Source organism: Janthinobacterium agaricidamnosum NBRC 102515 = DSM 9628, from assembly GCF_000723165.1.
Classification (GTDB): domain Bacteria; phylum Pseudomonadota; class Gammaproteobacteria; order Burkholderiales; family Burkholderiaceae_D; genus Janthinobacterium; species Janthinobacterium agaricidamnosum.
Genome location: NZ_HG322949.1, coordinates 3,466,547 through 3,483,560, shown reverse-complemented (window position 1 = coordinate 3,483,560; position 17,014 = coordinate 3,466,547). Strand labels below are relative to the sequence as shown.

The window sequence follows — 17,014 nt, the reverse complement described above, 5'->3', positions numbered from 1 at the left end:
GAATAGCTTCATTGACTGCACAAACGCAGCCAGCCAACCCTGAACAGGACCTTATCATGCAATCGATCAAAAACAACATCGCAGCAATGTTCATCGCCGCTACGCTGGCGCCGCTCGCCGCCATGGCCCATCAAGGCGGGACGCAGGCGAAGCAGGCGTTCGGCAGTACCGCGCCGGCTGTTGCCGCTACCCGCACGGTGCTGATTTCGCCGGCGACCAAAGCCGTCAATGTCGATAACGGCGACGTCGTCACCTTCGAGGTCGATGGAAAAACCTTCACCTGGCAGTTCGGCACGCTGCGCGACAGCGAGCGCTTCGAACTGTCCGCCATCGCGCCAGAGGGCGTGCATACCCATGGCGTGCGGATCTACGTGGCGCAGAATCCCCTTTATCGCAACTAACATTCGCGCTGGCCGCTGGCCGCCAGCTGGCAGCCAGGCTTGCCGATGGCGGCAGGCTTCCGCCGCGCCGCGGCCAGCGCATCACATGATCAAGAAGGGGCAATCACATGCCGAGACTACCTATGCCGGGCTTCGGCAGGGCTGCGGCCGGACTCTGCGTCGTATTCCTTGCCGGGTGCGCCAGCCTGTCGTCCGATGGCGGGCTGAACGACGTATCCTCGCTGACGCAAGAGCGGATAGGCCAGGCTGCGCACTTCACCAAGGACGCCGGCGGCAATCAGCCGAAGCTGCAAGAGCTTTTGGGCCAGCCATTGACGGCTGAATCGGCGGTGCAGATTGCACTGCTCAATAACGCGGGCCTGAAGGCTTCGTTCGCCGAGCTGGGCGTGGCGGAAGCCGATTTTGTCCAGGCCGGCCGGATGCGCAATCCGAGCTTCAGCTTTAGCCGCGTGAGCGGCGCCGGCGAGGGAGAAATCGAGCGCAGCGTCGTATTCGACGTCGTCGGACTGTTGACGCTGCCGGCCCGCAAGCGCATTGAGCATGGACGTTACGAGCAAGCCAAGCTGCAAGCCGCGGCGCAGGCCGTGCAACTGGCGGCAGACACGCGCGGCGCGTATTTCACCGCGGTGGCCGCGGCCCAATCCGCTGCGTTCGCGGAACAAGTGCGCGGCGCCGCGGAGGCGTCGTCGGCACTGGCGGCAAGCATGGCCAAGGTCGGTAACTGGAGCAAGCTGGACCAGGCCCGCGAGCAGGCCTTTTACCAGGATGCCCTGATCCAGCTGGCCCGTACCCGGCACGTGGCAAGCGCCAGCCGCGAACAGCTGGTCCGGCTGCTGGGCCTGTGGGGCGCGCGGCAGGAATTCGTCTTGCCTGACCATTTGCCCGAGCTGCCTTCCCGGCCGCAAGAGATGAACGATGCCGAAGCGCAGGCGATGGCGCAGCGCCTCGATATCCTGGCGGCCCGGCGCGACATCGACGCGACGGCGTCGGCGCTGGGCTTGACCAAGGCGACCGCGTTTATCAATGTCTTCGACGCCGGTTATGCAAACAAGAATGAGGCGGGGCTGCCGCGCCAGAATGGCTACCAGGTTGCTCTTGAGTTGCCCATTTTCGATTGGGGCGGCGCCAAGGTGGCCCGCGCCGAGGCGGTGTACATGCAGTCGGTGCACCGCACCACCGACGCCGCGGTGCGCGCCCGTTCCGAAGTCCGCGAAGCCTATTCCTCGTACCGCACCACGTATGACATCGCGCGCCACTACCGCGACGACGTGGTCCCGCTGCGCAAGGAAATTTCGGACCAGGTGCTGAGCCGCTACAACGGCATGCTGGCCAGCGTATTTGAACTGCTGGCCGACTCGCGCGAGCAGCTTGCGAGCGTCAATGCCGCGATCGAAACCCAGCGTGATTTCTGGATCGCCGAGACCAGGCTGCAAAGTGCCATCAACGGCGGCGGCAATACCGACACAAGGAGCAAGCCATGATTTCACGGAGAGACTTTTTTAAAGGCGCCGGCGCGGTTGCGGTCAGCGCCGCGGCTGTCAGCAAGGCCGGCGCGGCGTCGCTGCCCGAAGCGATGCTGATGAATAGCGCGAATACGCACGTTCCGCCGCCACCGCCGAATGGCCGGCCGTTCAATCCGGTCGTCACGCTGAATGGCTGGTCGCTGCCATGGCGGGTGAATAACGGCGTCAAGGAGTTTCACCTGGTCGCCGAACCGGTGGTGCGCGAATTCGCGCCCGGCATGAAGGCCAACCTGTGGGGCTATAACGGCCAGTCGCCCGGGCCGACCATCGAGGTGGTGGAGGGCGACCGGGTGCGCATATTCGTGACCAACAAGCTGCCCGAGCACACCAGCGTGCATTGGCATGGACAGCGGCTGCCGAACGGCATGGATGGCGTCACGGGCCTGACCCAGCCGGGGATTGCGCCGGGCAAGACCTTCGTCTACGAGTTCGTCGCCAAGCGTCCAGGCACCTTCATGTACCACCCGCACGCCGACGAGATGGTGCAGATGGCGATGGGGATGATGGGCTTCTGGGTCACGCACCCGAAGAACCCGGCGCTGCATGCGGTGGACCGCGACTTCGTCTTCCTGCTGAATGCATATGACATCGATCCTGGAACCTATACGCCCAAGATCAACACGATGACGGACTTTAATCTGTGGACCTTCAATAGCAGGGTGTTCCCGGGCATCGACTCGATGCCCGTGCGGCAGGGCGACAAGGTGCGCATCCGGGTCGGCAATCTGACGATGACGAATCACCCGATTCATTTGCACGGCCACGAGTTCGTGGTGGCCGGCACCGATGGCGGCTGGACGCCTGCCGCATCGCGCTGGCCGGAAGTGACTGCCGACGTCGCCGTCGGACAGATGCGGGCGCTTGAGTTTATCGCCACCGACCTGGGCGACTGGGCCTGCCATTGCCACAAGTCGCATCACACGATGAACGCGATGGGGCATTCCGTCCCGACCATGATAGGGGCCGACCAGCGCGGCGTGGCCGAGAGGATCAGCAAGATCGTGCCCGACTATATGGTGATGGGTGACAAGGGCGGCTCGATGGGCGGCATGGAGATGCCGCTTCCGGAAAATACGCTGCCGATGATGATGGGGGAAGGGCCGTTCGGCGGGGTCGAAATGGGCGGCATGTTTACCGTGCTGAAGGTGCGCAAGGACCAGCCGCGCGGCGATTATTCGGATCCTGGCTGGTACCGGCATCCGGCTGGCACACTGGCCTGCGAATGGACCGGCGCGCTGCCGCAGCCCGAGCGCAGCAGCGGCGCCGGCGGCCAGTCGATGCCGGTCATTCATCAGCCCAATGTCGAGATGACGGTCCGCAAACCGTCGGGACATGGCGAGCACTAATTTTTTATTCACCTGAAAGGAAGCATCATGAATGCACTGCACAAAATTATCCTCGCCGCCGCCATCGGCTTTTCGTTCGTCTCGGCCGGCGGCCTGGCCCACGCACAGCAGGCGCCCGCGTCAAGCGCCCAGGCGGCGATGAGCGATGGCGAAATCAGGAAAGTCGACCAAGAGGCCGGCAAGCTCACCATCAAGCATGGCGAATTGAAAAACCTGGGCATGCCGGGCATGACGATGGTGTTCAAGGTCCAGGACCCGGCAATGCTCGACAAGGTCAAGCAGGGCGACAAAGTCCGTTTTGTCGCAGACAAGGTAGGCGGCGTGCTGATGGTCACCTCAATCGTAGCAGTCAAGTAATCTTAACAAGGGGAGTTGAAGATGAAAGCAGTGCACACCATGATTCTTGCCGGCGCCATGGCGGCGGCGACGTTGGCCAGCCCGTTTGCTGCGGCGCACGCCAGCCTGAAAAGCGCCAGCCCGGAGGCGGGCGCGGTCCTGGCCGCGGCGCCGCGTGACATTACGCTGACCTTCAACGAAAAAATTGAAGAGGCCTTCAGCACGATGACGCTGGCCGATGCGCAGGGCAAGGCAGTAGTTGCGGAAAAGGCCAGGATCGACGCGACCAACCCGGCGATCCTGCGCCTGGAAGTGCCGCCATTGCCGGCCGGCGCCTACAGCGTGACGTGGGCCGTTGCCGGCCATGACGGCCACCGCCGCAAGGGCGATTTCAAATTTACGGTGAAATGAATGGATGAGGTCTCGCTGCTGCAGGCAGCGTCGGCATTTTTGCTGAACCTCGGCTTTGCCTGGCTGCTCGGGTCGTGGTGTGCGCGCTACTGGATACAGTCCAACGGCGGCAGCCGCGGCGATGTCGAGCCGGTCCTGCGCAAGCTCGACTTGTGTGCGGCGGGACTGGGCGCGGCCGGCAGCGCAGCGGCGATGCTGGCCGCCACGGAAGTGATGGGCGGCGTCGGCCTGCGCGAGGCTTGCCCGATGTTGTGGATGATGATCTCCAGTACCGACTACGGACACGCCGGCTGCGTCACAACGGCGGCGATGATCATCCTGTTCATTATCCGCTGGAGCGGCGGCGCCACGCGCGCCAGCGACATGGCGGTGGCGCTGGCCTTGCTTGCATTCGCAGTGACGCGCGCATCGATGGGACACGCCGGCGAAGAGGGATTCTGGAGCATGCCCCTGCTGGCGGAAGCCGTCCATTTTTCCGCCATCGGATTATGGAGCGGCGCCGTGCTGGTCTCGGCCTGGTTCGCCCTGAATGACACGCGGATCGCCGCCTTTGGCATAGGCGCGGCCGACCGCTACCTGGACTTGATGTCGCAAGCCGCGCTGGCCGCAGTGGCTGGCATTGCCGTCACTGGCATGTACAGCGCATGGCACAGGGTCGGCACGGCCGACCATCTGTTGCATACCGTGTATGGCATGACACTGCTGGCCAAGGCCGCGCTGGTACTGGCCGCGCTGCTGCTGGGGGGCTATAACAAATTTATCGGCTTGCCCGCCGCCAGCCGTTCGCAGCGCGGCCTGAGGCTGGTGCGCACGGCGCTGCGGATTGAAAGTTTCTTGTTGCTGGGTGCTGTTTTAGCCGCATCGATTCTTATTTCGCAACAGCCACCCACGGCGATGTAGCCCGTCGCCAGTGCATCATCAGTTGGCGCAGGCGGAAGCCTGGCAGGTGACTTTAGCGCCGGCCAAGACGGGAACCCTTGCCTGGCAATGCGACCAGGCGGGGACAGTGGATTTCGCAGGCCTTGCGCCAGCATTTCAAGCATAATGACGCAAAAATACCGTAAGGCAGCGTAAGCCGGCAAGCCCGGTTGGCGGGGCCGGATTACGCGCTGCGCGCTAATCTGGCCTGCACTCGCGGCCACAGATCACATTTGGAAAAACAATGAAGCGTAACTTTGACGATATGCAGCTGGGCAGCATCGAACTGTTTTGCCTGGCGGCGGAATCGGCCAGCTTTACCGTTGCCGCCAGTATCGCCGGCGTGACGCCGGCGGCGGTGAGCCGTTCGGTCTCGCGGCTGGAAGAGCGGCTGGGCGTGCGCATGTTCGTGCGCACCACGCGCCAGATCCGCCTGACCGACGGCGGCCGCATTTATTACGAGCAATGCCGGCAAGCATTGTCGCAACTGGTGGAAGCCGAACGCGAAGTGACCGGCGGCCAGGCCGCGCCGGCCGGTCCGCTGCGCATCAGCGTGCCGACGCCGTATGGCCATTACCGCTTGTTGCCCTTGCTGCCGGAGTTCCGCCAGCTGTATCCCGACGTGACCGTCGAAATTCACGTCAGCAACCGCAATATCGATTTCGTCGGCGAAAGCTACGACATGGTGGTGCGCGGCCGCGATCCGGCCGATTCGTCGCTGATCGCGCGCAAGCTGGAAGATGCCGAACTGGTACTGGTGGCGGCGCCTTCTTACCTGAAACGGGCCGGCACGCCGCAATCGCTGGATGATTTGCAAAAACATGAATGCATACAGTTCGAGCTGCCCAGCACGGGCCGCAAGATACCATGGCCATTTAACATCGATGGCAAGCCGGTCGATGTGGCCACGCAAGGCGGTTATACCTGTTCCGAAGATGTGCTGGCGATCGTCACGCTGGCGCTGAATGGCGCCGGCCTGGTGCAAACCTACCGTTTTATCGTCGAGCGCGACCTGGCGGACGGGCGCTTGGTCGAGTTGCTGCCGCAACATGGCGGCACTTCGCGGCCGTTCATCCTGCTGTATCCGCATGCGCGCCATCTGTCGCTGAGGGTGCGGACCTTTGTCGATTTCCTGACCTCCAGGCTGGCGCCGCGCACCTGATCCGGTACCTTGGATTGATTACACCATGTATGGAATGATTTGCGAAAACCAGTCTTTTTGATGCTGTTTCGCATCAGTATGATGTTTCACAGCGGGATACATAACATCCCCTGTTGAACCCACCCCATCATATTGATCTGAAAGACTTCGCCATGACATCGATACCTGTCCGCATCAACCATACCGACACTTTGCCTCCAGCCAAGGTGAATTCCGCAATGAAGCTGGTCTATGTGGGCGACCCGATGTGTTCGTGGTGCTACGGCTTCGGCAAAGAATTAACTGCCTTGATGCAACAACATCCGGAATTGCCGCTGCAAATTATTGTCGGCGGTGTCCGTGCCGGCGCCAAGGATGTGCTCGATGATAGCGGCAAGCAATTCCGGCTTGGCCACTGGGCGCGCGTCGAGGAAAACAGCGGTTTGCCGTTTAACCGCGCGGCCTTCATGGCATTGGAAAACTTTGTCTACGACACCGAACCGGTATGCCGCGCCGTCGTCACTACCCGCAAACTGGTCCCGCAAGCGGACTTGCTGGCGGTGTTCCGTGCCTTGCAACAAGGGTTTTATGTCGATGGCCGCGATACCACCGATGGCCGTGTGCTGGCCGACATCGCTGCCGCGGCACTGAACGCGGCGGGGTATGCGATCGATGCCGGCTTGTTCCACGCGACATGGGAAACGCCGGAAGTTATTGCTGAAACACACGCCGACTTTTCTCGCGCGCGTGCCATCGGCGTGCGCAGTTTCCCGGCGCTGCTGCTCGATACCGGCAAGGAATTCATCCCTGTCAGCCCGGGCTATGCGTCGCATAGCCAGCTTGAACAACAATTGAGCCGACTGTTGGCGCATTGACAGTAGCAGAAACCTTGCCCGCGCAGCGGCGTCATTGCCGCGCGCGGCAGGTGCATGCTTGGCCGACTATCCGGCCCGATTGGCAGAAATGCCCGGACATCAAGCTGCGACTTTTTATGGCCGCACACTATACTTTCTTATCAGCACAGAACTACTGTTTTCCTATTGTTCTCCACTTATCAGAAAGTTTCGCCATGAAAACTTATGTGTGCCTCGTTTGCGGTTTTATCTATGATGAAAGCCTGGGCTTGCCGGAAGAGGGCATTGCCGCCGGCACCCAATGGGCCGATATCGTGGACGACTGGGCGTGTCCGGATTGCGGTATCGCCAAGGCCGACTTCGACATGGTCGAGCTCTGAATGGCTACGTTTCCCATCGTCATCATCGGCGCCGGCATGGCCGCCTACAGCCTGGCGCGCGAAGTGCGCAAACGCGACCAGACCACCCGGCTGCTGATCGTCTCGGCCGATAGCGCCGATGCCTACCCCAAGCCGATGCTGTCGAACGCCTTTGCCTTAAACAAAGAAGCGCAGCAACTGGTGTCGCACAGCGCCGCCCAAATGGCGGCCCAACTTGATGCAGAAATCCTGGACCACACCCGGGTCACGGCGATCGACAGCGCCCGGCAAATCATCCGTACCGAACGCGGCGAATATGCGTATGAGAAATTGGTGCTGGCGCTGGGGGCGCAAGCGATCCGTTTGCCGCTGGCCGGTGATGGCGCCGATCAAGTGCTGTCGATCAACCACCTGGACGATTACGCCGGGTTCCGCGCGCAACTGGCCAAGCTGGGCCGTCCGGCGCGCATCGCCATCCTGGGCGCCGGACTGATCGGTTCCGAATTTGCCGAAGACTTATCGTCGGCCGGCCATCACGTGACGCTGGTCGATCCGAATCCGCGGCCGTTGTCGGCGCTGGCCGCACCGGCCTTGTCACTGGGATTGACGGCGGCGTGGCGTGGCCGGTCGATTGCCTTGCAACTGAACACCAGCGCCAGCGGCGTGTACCGGACACCATCCGGCATGCTGGAAGTTACCTTGGGAAATGGCGAAAAAATTGATGCCGATATCGTGCTGTCGGCGGTCGGCTTGCGTCCCGCTATCGCCTTGGCGCAAGCGGCCGGCTTGTCTACCGGACGCGGCATTATCGTGGATCAATTCGGGCAAACCAGCGTGCCCGGCATTTATGCGCTTGGCGATTGCGCCGAATATGCGAGCGCCGGCGGCAGCGCGGTGCTGCCGTATGTGGCGCCGCTGATGACGGCGGCGCGGGCGATTGCCGCGACCTTGTCCGGCACGGCAACGGCGATCGCATTCAAGGCCGAAGCGGTGATCGTCAAGACGCCGAGCTATACACTGGCCTTGTCGCCGCCGCTGCCTGGTGTCAATGGCCGCTGGAGCGATGAGCACGATGGCGAGCGCACGGTGTCGCGTTTTATCGATGAGCAGGGCGTGTTGCGCGGATTTGGCTTGTCGCAACATACGCCTGCATTGCACGCCAGCCTGCTGGCGGATTTGCACCGTGGGGTTAATCCGTCAGCTTAAAGCCACGACGCAACGCCGCCATGGTGCGAGCAAGTTCCCCGTGCGCTTTTACTGAAACTATACGACCCGTCGCGGCATAAGGCCGACGCTCCCTGTGGCACTTTGCCGGTCTTGCTTTTTGCCGGCGAATGTACTTCCTCGCCATCCTTATTCCTGTAATGACCATGCTGCTGCAAGTCGGCCTCGTTGGGTTCGGCCTTTTGCGCGTAAGCAGGTGATTTACTGTCCCTGGCTTCGACTGACGATAGGGAATAAGGAGAAAAGACAAGCAGCAGTATGACAAGCAGGCGGCGCAGGTTCATCGTGAGATTATTGTTTTCACGGCATACCAATGTGCCGTTGCATGATTGATTATATGAAATTATTTTATTTATTGACAAATTTCATTATGGGCGGGTGCTTGTTTTTGGTGATCAAAGTGGCGTGCTTCTTTAATGATTTAAACCCCCTGAAAAATCGGTAGAAAATTCACCTGTCATATAAATCATTGTAATCAATGACTTATAATTGGTGTGTTCCCCGCGCAGGCGGGGATGAACCGTATGGCGGTATGTCGGAACGTAGGTCGCGCAATGTGTTCCCCGCGCAGGCGGGGATGAACCGTTGTCCGGCTTGTCTTCCACGGCCGCCTGGTGGTGTTCCCCGCGCAGGCGGGGATGAACCGTACTGGACGCCGCCCAACTGCGCGTTGATGCGGTGTTCCCCGCGCAGGCGGGGATGAACCGGCGGCATCATCAGGAAAATAAGGCACCTGCACGTGTTCCCCGCGCAGGCGGGGATGAACCGTGGGGTCAGTACGACCTGTGGGTCTACAACGAGTGTTCCCCGCGCAGGCGGGGATGAACCGGCCCAGGCCATCGAGCACGTCGAAGCGTCGGCGTGTTCCCCGCGCAGGCGGGGATGAACCGTCAAAACCATGCGCTCAGCGTCATCACCCAAAGTGTTCCCCGCGCAGGCGGGGATGAACCGTGGTAATCGGAGTTGTCCATCAATCGTTCCGCGTGTTCCCCGCGCAGGCAGGGATGAACCGGGCAGTAGCGATGCCTACGCCGCCGACGTGATGTGTTCCCGTTTCTGCGAGGATGAACCAACCATCTTTGATGCAGCTCGGCAAACCAGCAAGTGTCCTCCGCGTAAGCGAGGACAAACCGCTATGATCTGTAATCGTTATATGTTCCCAGCGATTGCGGGGATGAACCGAGGGAAAGTATGGTTTGGATACGGTCCATACGGTGTTCCCTGCGATTGCAGGGATGAATCGGCCGCGAGTTCGAGTACCACCGCTACACTAAGAGCCTATCCCAGTAGATGAATACGCCCTCTTCTGGCGCCCCTCAGTAGCGGGGACTGCGTTGCTCGTCGTCGCGTGGCTCGCCACGCTTCCTCCTCACGCCTGGTCCGCGCTGCTGATGCGCTGCCAGCAGAAGACGCTCACTACTGGGATAGGCTCTAAATTTTTATGCAATGGTACTGAGGTGCAGAGGCGCCATATCGAGATTTTTTCGGACAGTATGCATTCCTCAGCAGAATATTGATGCATGTCTAAACATTCTCGGTGCAGTCAGTAAAAGCATTTGTAGTGATATATATCAATAGCCCTAATATTTTATTTGCTTGATGATTTGATTGGCAATCGTTTAATATCGATTGCTGATTTTAAATGAGAGAGCAAGCCATTGAACAGGGAAGCGTTGTATTACCCTTATTGGGGTAAGGCAAAACCGTCCGAGGCAGGACAAGCCGATTTTCATTTGTTGATTTTTCACTGCCTTGATGTAGCCGCGGTTGGTCGCGTTTATCTTGAAAAATCTCCGTCTCTGCTGAAGCCATTTACCGATTTGTTGAATTGCTCTGAATCGGCTTTCTTATCGTGGTCGGCTTTTTTCATCGCCTTGCATGATTTGGGAAAATTCAGCGAGGCATTTCAATCGCAACGCGGCGATCTGGTCAAAGATTTGAAGGGCCGTCCATGCCATTCTAATAAAATATATAGTGAACGTCACGACTCCCTCGGATTCTGGCTGTGGCAGCGGCTGCTGCTGGACGATGACATATTAAAGGAAATTGGAATCTCCAATTTTTCTTCCAAATCTAATCAACGGGCTATTCGTTATTGGATGCAAGCCGTAACAGGCCATCATGGAATGCCTCCCAAACCCAGCGGGACTGTCGATTTTTTCTTTTGCAAGGAAGATAAAGCTGCTGTCAGTGATTTTGTCCGGAGGCTGGCGTCTTTATTGCTGACCGATGAAGCTCGCCAAATTCCACTGACAGCCGGTGACAGGTTTGAGCAGATCAGCCAGATGCTGTCGTGGTGGTTTTCCGGCGTGACGATATTGGCCGACTGGATAGGTTCGGATACCAATTTCTTTCAATATCATGACCAGCCCTCCGATCTGGATCAGTATTGGCGCGCTGTCCAGAAAATAGCAGGCAAGGCGTTGCAGCATTCCGGCGTATTGCGCAGCGGTACGGCGACAGGCAAGCGGTTGACCGACTTTTTTCCTTACATCAAGGAGGCTTCACCATTGCAGGCCTGGGCCGCGTCGGTGGACATTCCCGTCGTTCCGCAACTGTATCTGATGGAAGACGTGACCGGCGCCGGCAAAACGGAAGCCGCCATGATATTGGCCTACCGTTTGATGGCGCAAGGTTTGGCCGATGGATTCTTTATCGGATTACCGACCATGTCCACCGCGAACGCGATGTATCAGCGTGTCAGCGACGTATATCGCCAATTGTTTGCCGGTGACGCCAGTTTAAGTCTCGGTCATGGCTTTAAAAAGCTGGTAGAGGAATTTGCGGCATCGGTTTTGCCGGCGGACACGCCGGAAAATGACAAGGCCCAGCTGGATGAAACCGCGACCGCTCGTTGCACGGCATGGTTGGCAGACCATAACAAGCGCACGCTGCTGGCGCCGGCGGGCGTCGGCACCGTCGATCAAGTCTTGCTGGCTGTTTTGCATAGCAAGCACCAGTCCTTGCGGTTGCTGGGATTGTTCGGCAAGGTACTGATCATCGATGAAGTACACGCCTGCGATGCCTATATGTTGCGTGTGCTGTGCATTGTGTTGCAATTCCATGCGCGCAGTGGTGGATCGGTCATCTTGCTGTCGGCCACGTTGCCGAATGCGATGAAACAAACTTTGCTTGACGCTTATGCCGTTGGCCGCAATCAAGCCAGCGCACCGGCCGTGTCGTCCAGTGCTTATCCGTTGGCAACCCGCTGGCACGATGGCCAGCCCGATTTGCTGGAAGCGCCGCTGAAGTCGCGCGACAATGTTTCCAGGACTGTCCAGGTGCACTATGAAGCCGATCCGGAAAAAATCTTTGCGCATATCAATGCAGCGTTACAGCAAGGGCTGTGCGTCGGCTGGATACGCAATACGGTGGCGGACGCCATGGAGGCGTATGCGCGCTTATCGCTTAACGTTGAGCCCGAGAAAATCACCTTGTTCCATGCCCGTTTTGCGTTGCGGGACCGCTTGAATAAAGAGGAGCAGGTACTTGCCTGTTTCGGCAATAACAGCACGGCGGACCAGCGCAAGGGGCGGTTGATGATCGCGACCCAAGTTGCGGAACAATCCCTGGATGTGGACTTCGATGTATTGATTACCGATCTGGCGCCGATCGACCGGGTATTGCAACGGGCCGGGCGTTTGCAGCGTCATGTGCGTGACAAATACGGCAATCGCCTGCGTGAAAAAGATGCGCTGGATCAGCGTGCTGCGCCATGTTTGTGGGTCTACGGTCCGTCATGGACGGAGCAGCCACCGGCAGACTGGTACGGCGCGGTGTTTAAAAAAGGCCAATATGTCTATGACCATCACGGGCAACTATGGCTGAGCGCCAAGGTATTGCAAAAAGGTAGCTTCAGCATGCCCGCGCAGGGCAGGGAGTTGATTGAGGCCGTGTATTCGGATGCCGAGATGTTGCCCGACTCGCTGCTCAAGAATGCTTCCAAGGCGCAAGGGCAGGAGATGTCCGAAGCCAGCATCGCACAGCAAAATACCTTGAACCTGGAGAATGGTTATCAACGGGGCGAGATCGGCGATTGGTGGAGTGAAGCCAAGACCCCGTCGCGCCTGGGCGCGGCGACGATGGACGTGATGCTGGCGAAGTGGGCCGATGGCAAATTGCTGCGCTGGGACGCAGGCCCTTGGCCCTACAGCATGGTGAAAGTCGCCGCGCACCTGTTAGCCAAGGCGGAGCTGCCGTCGCAGGCTGCTCAAGAAGCCGCCTACCTTGCTTTGAAGCAAACTTTACCGAGCCAGGGCGAGTGGTGCGTTTTACTGCCCTTGTCGCCGGGTGCCGATGGTGTGTGGCAAGGGCAGGGATGGACTGCCGGTAATGAGAAAAAGAAAGAATCGCCCAAGCTGCTGACTTGGCTGTACGACGCCGATTTTGGCTTGCGGCTGCAGGAATCGACTGACAGCGCAACCACCCCGGACTAATCGCAATTCGCTTGATGGAGAAGGCATGATTTCCTTGCTTGAAGAAAAATGGCTGCCCGTTCGACGCCGCTCCGGGCAGTTGGACTGGGTTGCTCCACACCAAATCGTTGAGCCGGACATCGTCGGTTTTGCCGCCAGCCGCGCCGATTTTAATGGCGCCTTGGCGCAAATGATGATTGGCTGGCTGCAAACCAGTACGCCGCTCACTACTGATGGCGCCTGGGAAGATGCGCTGGACGCGCCGCCGTCGCCGGCCGAATTGCAGCGCTGGTTTGCGCCGCATGCCGATGCGTTTGTGCTCGATGGCGACAAGGCCCGTTTCATGCAGGACTTCAGCCTGGCCGAAGGCGTTGAAACGACGATCGATGCCTTGCTGATCGACGCGCCGGGCAGTTCCACCATCGATAAAAATACCGATCATTTTGTCAAACGCGGCACGGTCGGCGCCATGTGCCCGCATTGCGCCGCGATCGCCTTGTTCACCCTGCAAACCAATGCGCCGGCGGGAGGGGCCGGTAACCGCACCAGCTTGCGCGGCGGCGGGCCGTTGACGACCTTGGTGGTGGCCGCAAAACCGATCAGCCTGTGGCACGACTTATGGCTGAACGTCAAACCGCAGCGTGCCTTTTTACAGCATGGCGGCGACGCCAGGAAGACGGACCGGCATTTTACGTTTCCGTGGCTGGCAGACATCACCAAAATCCAGGCCGGCGGCGGCGAAACGCAGCCTGTGCAAGTGCATCCGCATCATGTGTTTTGGGCCATGCCGCGCCGCATCCGCCTGGATTTTGCCGATGTAAAAACGGGAAATTGCGACATCTGCAAACGCGCGTCGACCCAATTGCTGCACCGTTATATCAGCCGGCCGCAAGGCTTGAATTACAAGGGGCCGTGGCGCCATCCGTTTTCGCCGTATTACGAAACCAAGGAAGGCTGGTTGCCGGTGCATCCGCAGCCTGGCGGATTCAGTTATAAAAATTGGCTGGGCTGGGTATTCGGCAGCGAACAAAACAAGAAGAAAGTGCAAGCCGCGTCGGTGGTCGGGCATGCGCTGGCAGGCACTCGTGAGTTGAGCTTATGGATGTTTGGATACGATCTCGACAATATGAAAGCGCGTTGCTGGTATGAAACCACGTTCCCCTTGTATGCGTTGGGAGCCGCCAGGCCGGCTGCGCGTGAAAACCTGCAAGGTTTGGTCAAGAACATGATCGAAGCGTCCGAGCAGGCGGTTTTTTATACGCGGCAAGCTGTCAAGCAAGCGTGGTTTGGCGAGGCCGATATGCGCGGCGACTTGAGTTTTATCGACAAGGCTTTCTGGGATAGTACCGAGCCGCTTTTTTATAAGCAATTACTGAAATGGGTCGAGCTGGCCAAGCAGGATGGCGGCATCGATATGGATGACAGCAAATTGCTTGAAGAGTACGGGACAGCGTGGCTGAATGCGTTGCGTTCGGCCGGCATGAGATTGTTCGATGCCGATATCGTCGGCGCCTCTTCTTTTTCCCAGCAAGACCCGCGCCGTATTGCTGAAGCGCATAACCAATTGAAGCGTAACTTCGACGGCAAGGCGATCAGGACGATTCTGCGCCTGCCATTGCCTGAACAAGAGGAAAAGGCCAGCAAGGCCGGCGCCAGGAAAAAGCAATCCCTGGTTGAACCGCAAGCTCATTCGAACGTGTAGGAGGATGTCATGCAAGAAAAAGAGAATCTGCTCAGCGAGCATTTTTTTGAAACGCTCAAAGAATGGTGGTCCACGCTGGACGAGACCGGCAACGGCCGCGCCAGCCGCGCCATATTACGGCGCTGCGCCACGCTGGATGAAGTAGTGCTCAGTCCGGCGTACCAGCAGTTTTATCGTTATCTGCTGGCTTGCAAGGCATGGCCGGAAGATGCGTCGTCGTGGAAGAACGACAAATTGGCGGCCATTGCCGGTTTGCTTGTCCATGTCAAGAAGACGGATGATGAGCGTTTGCCGGTAACTATGTCGCAGTTGGACGGAGACAAACCGCTGGTATCGGAATTGCGTTTCCGCAATCTGTTAAGAGTGGAAACTACCGACGAGGTCTATCGTGGCTTACGTAGCGTCTTGCCGCTGATTAAGCATCAAGCCCACATCAAGCATCTTGTGAACGATGTGTATTGGTGGAGCGATCAAACCCGCAAGAAATGGGCATATGCCTATCGTTGGCCAGCCAAACAGTCGACCTGATTTTATTGCCATCCCATTTAAGGAAACCCCATGTCCCGTTTTATCCAGTTGCACATCCTGACCAGCTATCCGCCATCGAACTTGAACCGCGACGATACCGGCCGTCCGAAAACGGCGCTGGTCGGCGATTGCACCCGTTTGCGCATTTCTTCGCAAAGCCTGAAGCGCGCCTGGCGTACCTCCGATACCTTCGAGTCCAGCTTGAAAGGCCATATCGGTACGCGCACCAAGGAAATCGGTATCGACATCTATAAGGCGCTGCTGGCAAAAGGCGTCAGCGAGAAAAATGCGCGGGAATGGACCAAGAAGATCGCCATCAAGTTTGGCAAATTGAAGTCCGAAAAAAAGACCGCGAACGACGAAGACCTGCACGTCGAACAATTGGTGCATTTCAGTCCGGATGAACGCATCGCGATCGATGCGCTGGTGGAGCAACTGGCGGCGAGCGGTACGGAGCCGACTGAAACCGATCTGAATCTGCTGCGCAAAAAGCATAGCGCCGCCGATATCGCGATGTTCGGCCGCATGCTGGCCGGTTCGCCGGGACTCAATACCGAAGCGGCGGTGCAAGTCGCGCATGCGATCACCGTGCATAAGGCGGCGGTGGAAGACGATTATTTTATCGCCGTCGATGATTTGAACGATGGCCAGACCGACCGCGGCGCCGCGCATATCGGCGAACTCGGTTTTGGCGCCGGCGTGTTTTATCTTTATCTGTGCATCGACCGCGATTTACTGCGGCATAACCTGGGCGGCGATGCGGCATTGACCGAAAAAACACTGGCGGCCTTGTTGAATGCGGCCGCCAAGGTGGCGCCGTCGGGCAAGCAAAACAGTTTTGCTTCGCGCGCCTATGCCGGTTATATCCTGGCTGAAAAAGGCGATCAGCAACCACGCACCCTGGCGCAAGCCTTTTTGAAACCGATCCACGGAAGCGATATCCTGGGCAGCGCGATAAAAGCATTGACTGACCGGCGCGACAACTTCGACAAGGTATATGGCGCATGCGCCGATAGCAGCGAATTCCTGAATGTGGAAACGGCGCAAGGCAGTCTCGACGAGCTGATTGCATTTGTCGCGAAATAAATACCATGGAAACCCTGATTTTCCAATTGCAAGCGCCGCTGTCGTCGTGGGGCGAGGCGGCGGTCGGCGAATACCGGCCCAGCTTTGACTATCCGAGCCAGTCCGCGCTGCACGGTTTGCTGGGCGCCGCGCTGGGCGTCGACCGCAACGACGGTGCGGGGCAAGCGGACTTGCGTGCCGCTTATCGCCTGGCTGTCGGCGTGCTGAGTCCGGGACGCCTGTTGCGCGACTACCATACGGCGCAGGTGCCGAGCCGCGCCGACATGAAAAAGCGGCCGCACGCCACCCGCCGCGATGAATTGTCGTTGCCCAAGCACGACTTGAATACGATTTTGTCGAGCCGCGATTATCGGCAGGATGCGTCGGCACTGGTGGCGTTGCAAGCCAATACCGGCGCGCCATACTCGCTGGAACAATTGATTGCCGCCTTGAAAGCGCCGAAATTCGTGCTGTACCTGGGACGTAAAGCGTGTCCGCTGGCCGTGCCGCTGCATCCCCGCATTTCGCAGGCCGGCACCGTCAGCGCCGCCTTTGCCGATTACCAGCAGCAACTGAGATCGCTGCTGAAAGAAAAATTGCCAGACCAGTTGGTGCCGGAAAGTTTGCCGGTTCAGAAAATTGCCTGGGGCGATGACTTTGTCGGTGCAGACACGGCGACGATCGGCAAACAACGCACGCTCAGCATTCTCCGCAAAGACCAGGTAATCAGCCGTCAGGGATGGCAATTTGCCGACCGGTATGAACACATCGCCGTGTTAGAAGAGGAATAA

At 59.0% G+C, this 17,014-nt stretch carries 16 protein-coding genes and 1 CRISPR repeat array; of the genes, 15 read left to right on the top strand and 1 reads right to left on the bottom strand.

Going from position 1 to position 17,014, the window contains the following annotated elements:
- Nucleotides 1-56: 56 nt before the first annotated feature.
- From GJA_RS14775 to GJA_RS14730, 10 genes are all read left to right on the top strand, one after another.
- Nucleotides 57-401 (top strand): CzcE family metal-binding protein, encoded by a 345-nt coding sequence (locus GJA_RS14775; protein WP_051780914.1) that lies wholly within the window; start codon nucleotides 57-59, stop codon nucleotides 399-401.
- A 107-nt stretch (nucleotides 402-508) separates the two neighbouring features.
- Complete coding sequence (locus GJA_RS14770) at nucleotides 509-1,882, top strand: TolC family protein (RefSeq protein ID WP_038493450.1); 1,374 nt, start codon at nucleotides 509-511, stop codon at nucleotides 1,880-1,882.
- Nucleotides 1,879-3,270, top strand: a complete 1,392-nt coding sequence (locus GJA_RS14765; RefSeq protein WP_038493448.1) for a multicopper oxidase family protein — start codon at nucleotides 1,879-1,881, stop codon at nucleotides 3,268-3,270. Before GJA_RS14770 ends, GJA_RS14765 begins: the two co-directional genes overlap by 4 nt.
- A gap of 27 nt (nucleotides 3,271-3,297) precedes the next feature.
- Nucleotides 3,298-3,627, top strand: coding sequence for a copper-binding protein (locus tag GJA_RS14760; protein ID WP_038493445.1), 330 nt, complete (start codon nucleotides 3,298-3,300; stop codon nucleotides 3,625-3,627).
- Nucleotides 3,628-3,648: 21 nt separating this feature from the next.
- On the top strand, nucleotides 3,649-4,017 hold the full coding sequence (gene copC / locus GJA_RS14755; RefSeq protein WP_038493442.1) for a copper homeostasis periplasmic binding protein CopC: 369 nt from the start codon (nucleotides 3,649-3,651) through the stop codon (nucleotides 4,015-4,017).
- On the top strand, nucleotides 4,018-4,917 hold the full coding sequence (locus GJA_RS14750; RefSeq protein WP_038493439.1) for a copper resistance D family protein: 900 nt from the start codon (nucleotides 4,018-4,020) through the stop codon (nucleotides 4,915-4,917).
- Between the two features lie 262 nt (nucleotides 4,918-5,179).
- On the top strand, nucleotides 5,180-6,097 hold the full coding sequence (locus GJA_RS14745) for a LysR family transcriptional regulator (RefSeq protein WP_038493436.1): 918 nt from the start codon (nucleotides 5,180-5,182) through the stop codon (nucleotides 6,095-6,097).
- A gap of 152 nt (nucleotides 6,098-6,249) precedes the next feature.
- Nucleotides 6,250-6,951 carry a DsbA family protein gene (locus GJA_RS14740; protein ID WP_339325660.1) on the top strand — a complete coding sequence of 234 codons (702 nt, stop codon included), beginning with the start codon at nucleotides 6,250-6,252 and terminating at the stop codon, nucleotides 6,949-6,951.
- A gap of 194 nt (nucleotides 6,952-7,145) precedes the next feature.
- Complete coding sequence (locus tag GJA_RS14735) at nucleotides 7,146-7,310, top strand: rubredoxin (RefSeq protein WP_038493431.1); 165 nt, start codon at nucleotides 7,146-7,148, stop codon at nucleotides 7,308-7,310.
- Nucleotides 7,311-8,495: an FAD-dependent oxidoreductase gene (locus tag GJA_RS14730; RefSeq protein WP_038493428.1), complete on the top strand. Its 1,185-nt coding sequence runs from the start codon at nucleotides 7,311-7,313 to the stop codon at nucleotides 8,493-8,495.
- Here the strand turns inward: GJA_RS14730 and GJA_RS26785 are convergent.
- Nucleotides 8,492-8,797, bottom strand: a complete 306-nt coding sequence (locus GJA_RS26785) for a DUF3761 domain-containing protein (RefSeq protein ID WP_081905430.1) — start codon at nucleotides 8,795-8,797, stop codon at nucleotides 8,492-8,494. The genes GJA_RS14730 and GJA_RS26785 overlap by 4 nt on opposite strands.
- A 210-nt stretch (nucleotides 8,798-9,007) precedes the next feature.
- Nucleotides 9,008-9,525: a CRISPR direct-repeat array (repeat unit 29 nt; unit sequence GTGTTCCCCGCGCAGGCGGGGATGAACCG).
- Nucleotides 9,526-10,186: 661 nt separating this feature from the next.
- On the opposite strand from GJA_RS26785, the gene GJA_RS14725 reads away from it, so the two are divergent.
- The 5 genes from GJA_RS14725 to cas5e are packed head-to-tail and all read left to right on the top strand — an operon-like array spanning nucleotide 10,187 to nucleotide 17,014.
- A complete protein-coding gene (locus GJA_RS14725; RefSeq protein ID WP_038493426.1) occupies nucleotides 10,187-12,949 on the top strand; it encodes a CRISPR-associated helicase/endonuclease Cas3 in 2,763 nt (920 codons plus the stop codon).
- A 25-nt stretch (nucleotides 12,950-12,974) separates the two neighbouring features.
- On the top strand, nucleotides 12,975-14,630 hold the full coding sequence (gene casA / locus GJA_RS14720) for a type I-E CRISPR-associated protein Cse1/CasA (protein WP_081905428.1): 1,656 nt from the start codon (nucleotides 12,975-12,977) through the stop codon (nucleotides 14,628-14,630).
- A 9-nt stretch (nucleotides 14,631-14,639) separates the two neighbouring features.
- The gene (gene casB / locus GJA_RS14715; protein WP_038493423.1) at nucleotides 14,640-15,158 is read left to right on the top strand and encodes a type I-E CRISPR-associated protein Cse2/CasB; all 519 of its coding nucleotides are present in this window, start codon (nucleotides 14,640-14,642) and stop codon (nucleotides 15,156-15,158) included.
- 30 nt (nucleotides 15,159-15,188) lie between these two features.
- Nucleotides 15,189-16,244: a type I-E CRISPR-associated protein Cas7/Cse4/CasC gene (gene cas7e, locus GJA_RS14710; RefSeq protein ID WP_038493419.1), complete on the top strand. Its 1,056-nt coding sequence runs from the start codon at nucleotides 15,189-15,191 to the stop codon at nucleotides 16,242-16,244.
- A gap of 5 nt (nucleotides 16,245-16,249) precedes the next feature.
- Nucleotides 16,250-17,014, top strand: coding sequence for a type I-E CRISPR-associated protein Cas5/CasD (gene cas5e, locus GJA_RS14705; RefSeq protein ID WP_038493415.1), 765 nt, complete (start codon nucleotides 16,250-16,252; stop codon nucleotides 17,012-17,014).

Bases quoted from the DNA above. Each gene is read 5' to 3' on its own strand.
- GJA_RS14745 (WP_038493436.1), top strand. From the start codon at position 5,180: ATGAAGCGTAACTTTGACGATATGCAGCTGGGCAGCATCGAACTGTTT.
- GJA_RS14750 (WP_038493439.1), top strand. From the start codon at position 4,018: ATGGATGAGGTCTCGCTGCTGCAGGCAGCGTCGGCATTTTTGCTGAAC.
- GJA_RS14730 (WP_038493428.1), top strand. From the start codon at position 7,311: ATGGCTACGTTTCCCATCGTCATCATCGGCGCCGGCATGGCCGCCTAC.
- cas5e (WP_038493415.1), top strand. From the start codon at position 16,250: ATGGAAACCCTGATTTTCCAATTGCAAGCGCCGCTGTCGTCGTGGGGC.
- GJA_RS14765 (WP_038493448.1), top strand. From the start codon at position 1,879: ATGATTTCACGGAGAGACTTTTTTAAAGGCGCCGGCGCGGTTGCGGTC.
- GJA_RS14735 (WP_038493431.1), top strand. From the start codon at position 7,146: ATGAAAACTTATGTGTGCCTCGTTTGCGGTTTTATCTATGATGAAAGC.
- casA (WP_081905428.1), top strand. From the start codon at position 12,975: ATGATTTCCTTGCTTGAAGAAAAATGGCTGCCCGTTCGACGCCGCTCC.
- GJA_RS14740 (WP_339325660.1), top strand. From the start codon at position 6,250: ATGACATCGATACCTGTCCGCATCAACCATACCGACACTTTGCCTCCA.
- casB (WP_038493423.1), top strand. From the start codon at position 14,640: ATGCAAGAAAAAGAGAATCTGCTCAGCGAGCATTTTTTTGAAACGCTC.
- GJA_RS14770 (WP_038493450.1), top strand. From the start codon at position 509: ATGCCGAGACTACCTATGCCGGGCTTCGGCAGGGCTGCGGCCGGACTC.
- copC (WP_038493442.1), top strand. From the start codon at position 3,649: ATGAAAGCAGTGCACACCATGATTCTTGCCGGCGCCATGGCGGCGGCG.
- cas7e (WP_038493419.1), top strand. From the start codon at position 15,189: ATGTCCCGTTTTATCCAGTTGCACATCCTGACCAGCTATCCGCCATCG.
- GJA_RS14775 (WP_051780914.1), top strand. From the start codon at position 57: ATGCAATCGATCAAAAACAACATCGCAGCAATGTTCATCGCCGCTACG.
- GJA_RS26785 (WP_081905430.1), bottom strand. From the start codon at position 8,797: ATGAACCTGCGCCGCCTGCTTGTCATACTGCTGCTTGTCTTTTCTCCT.
- GJA_RS14760 (WP_038493445.1), top strand. From the start codon at position 3,298: ATGAATGCACTGCACAAAATTATCCTCGCCGCCGCCATCGGCTTTTCG.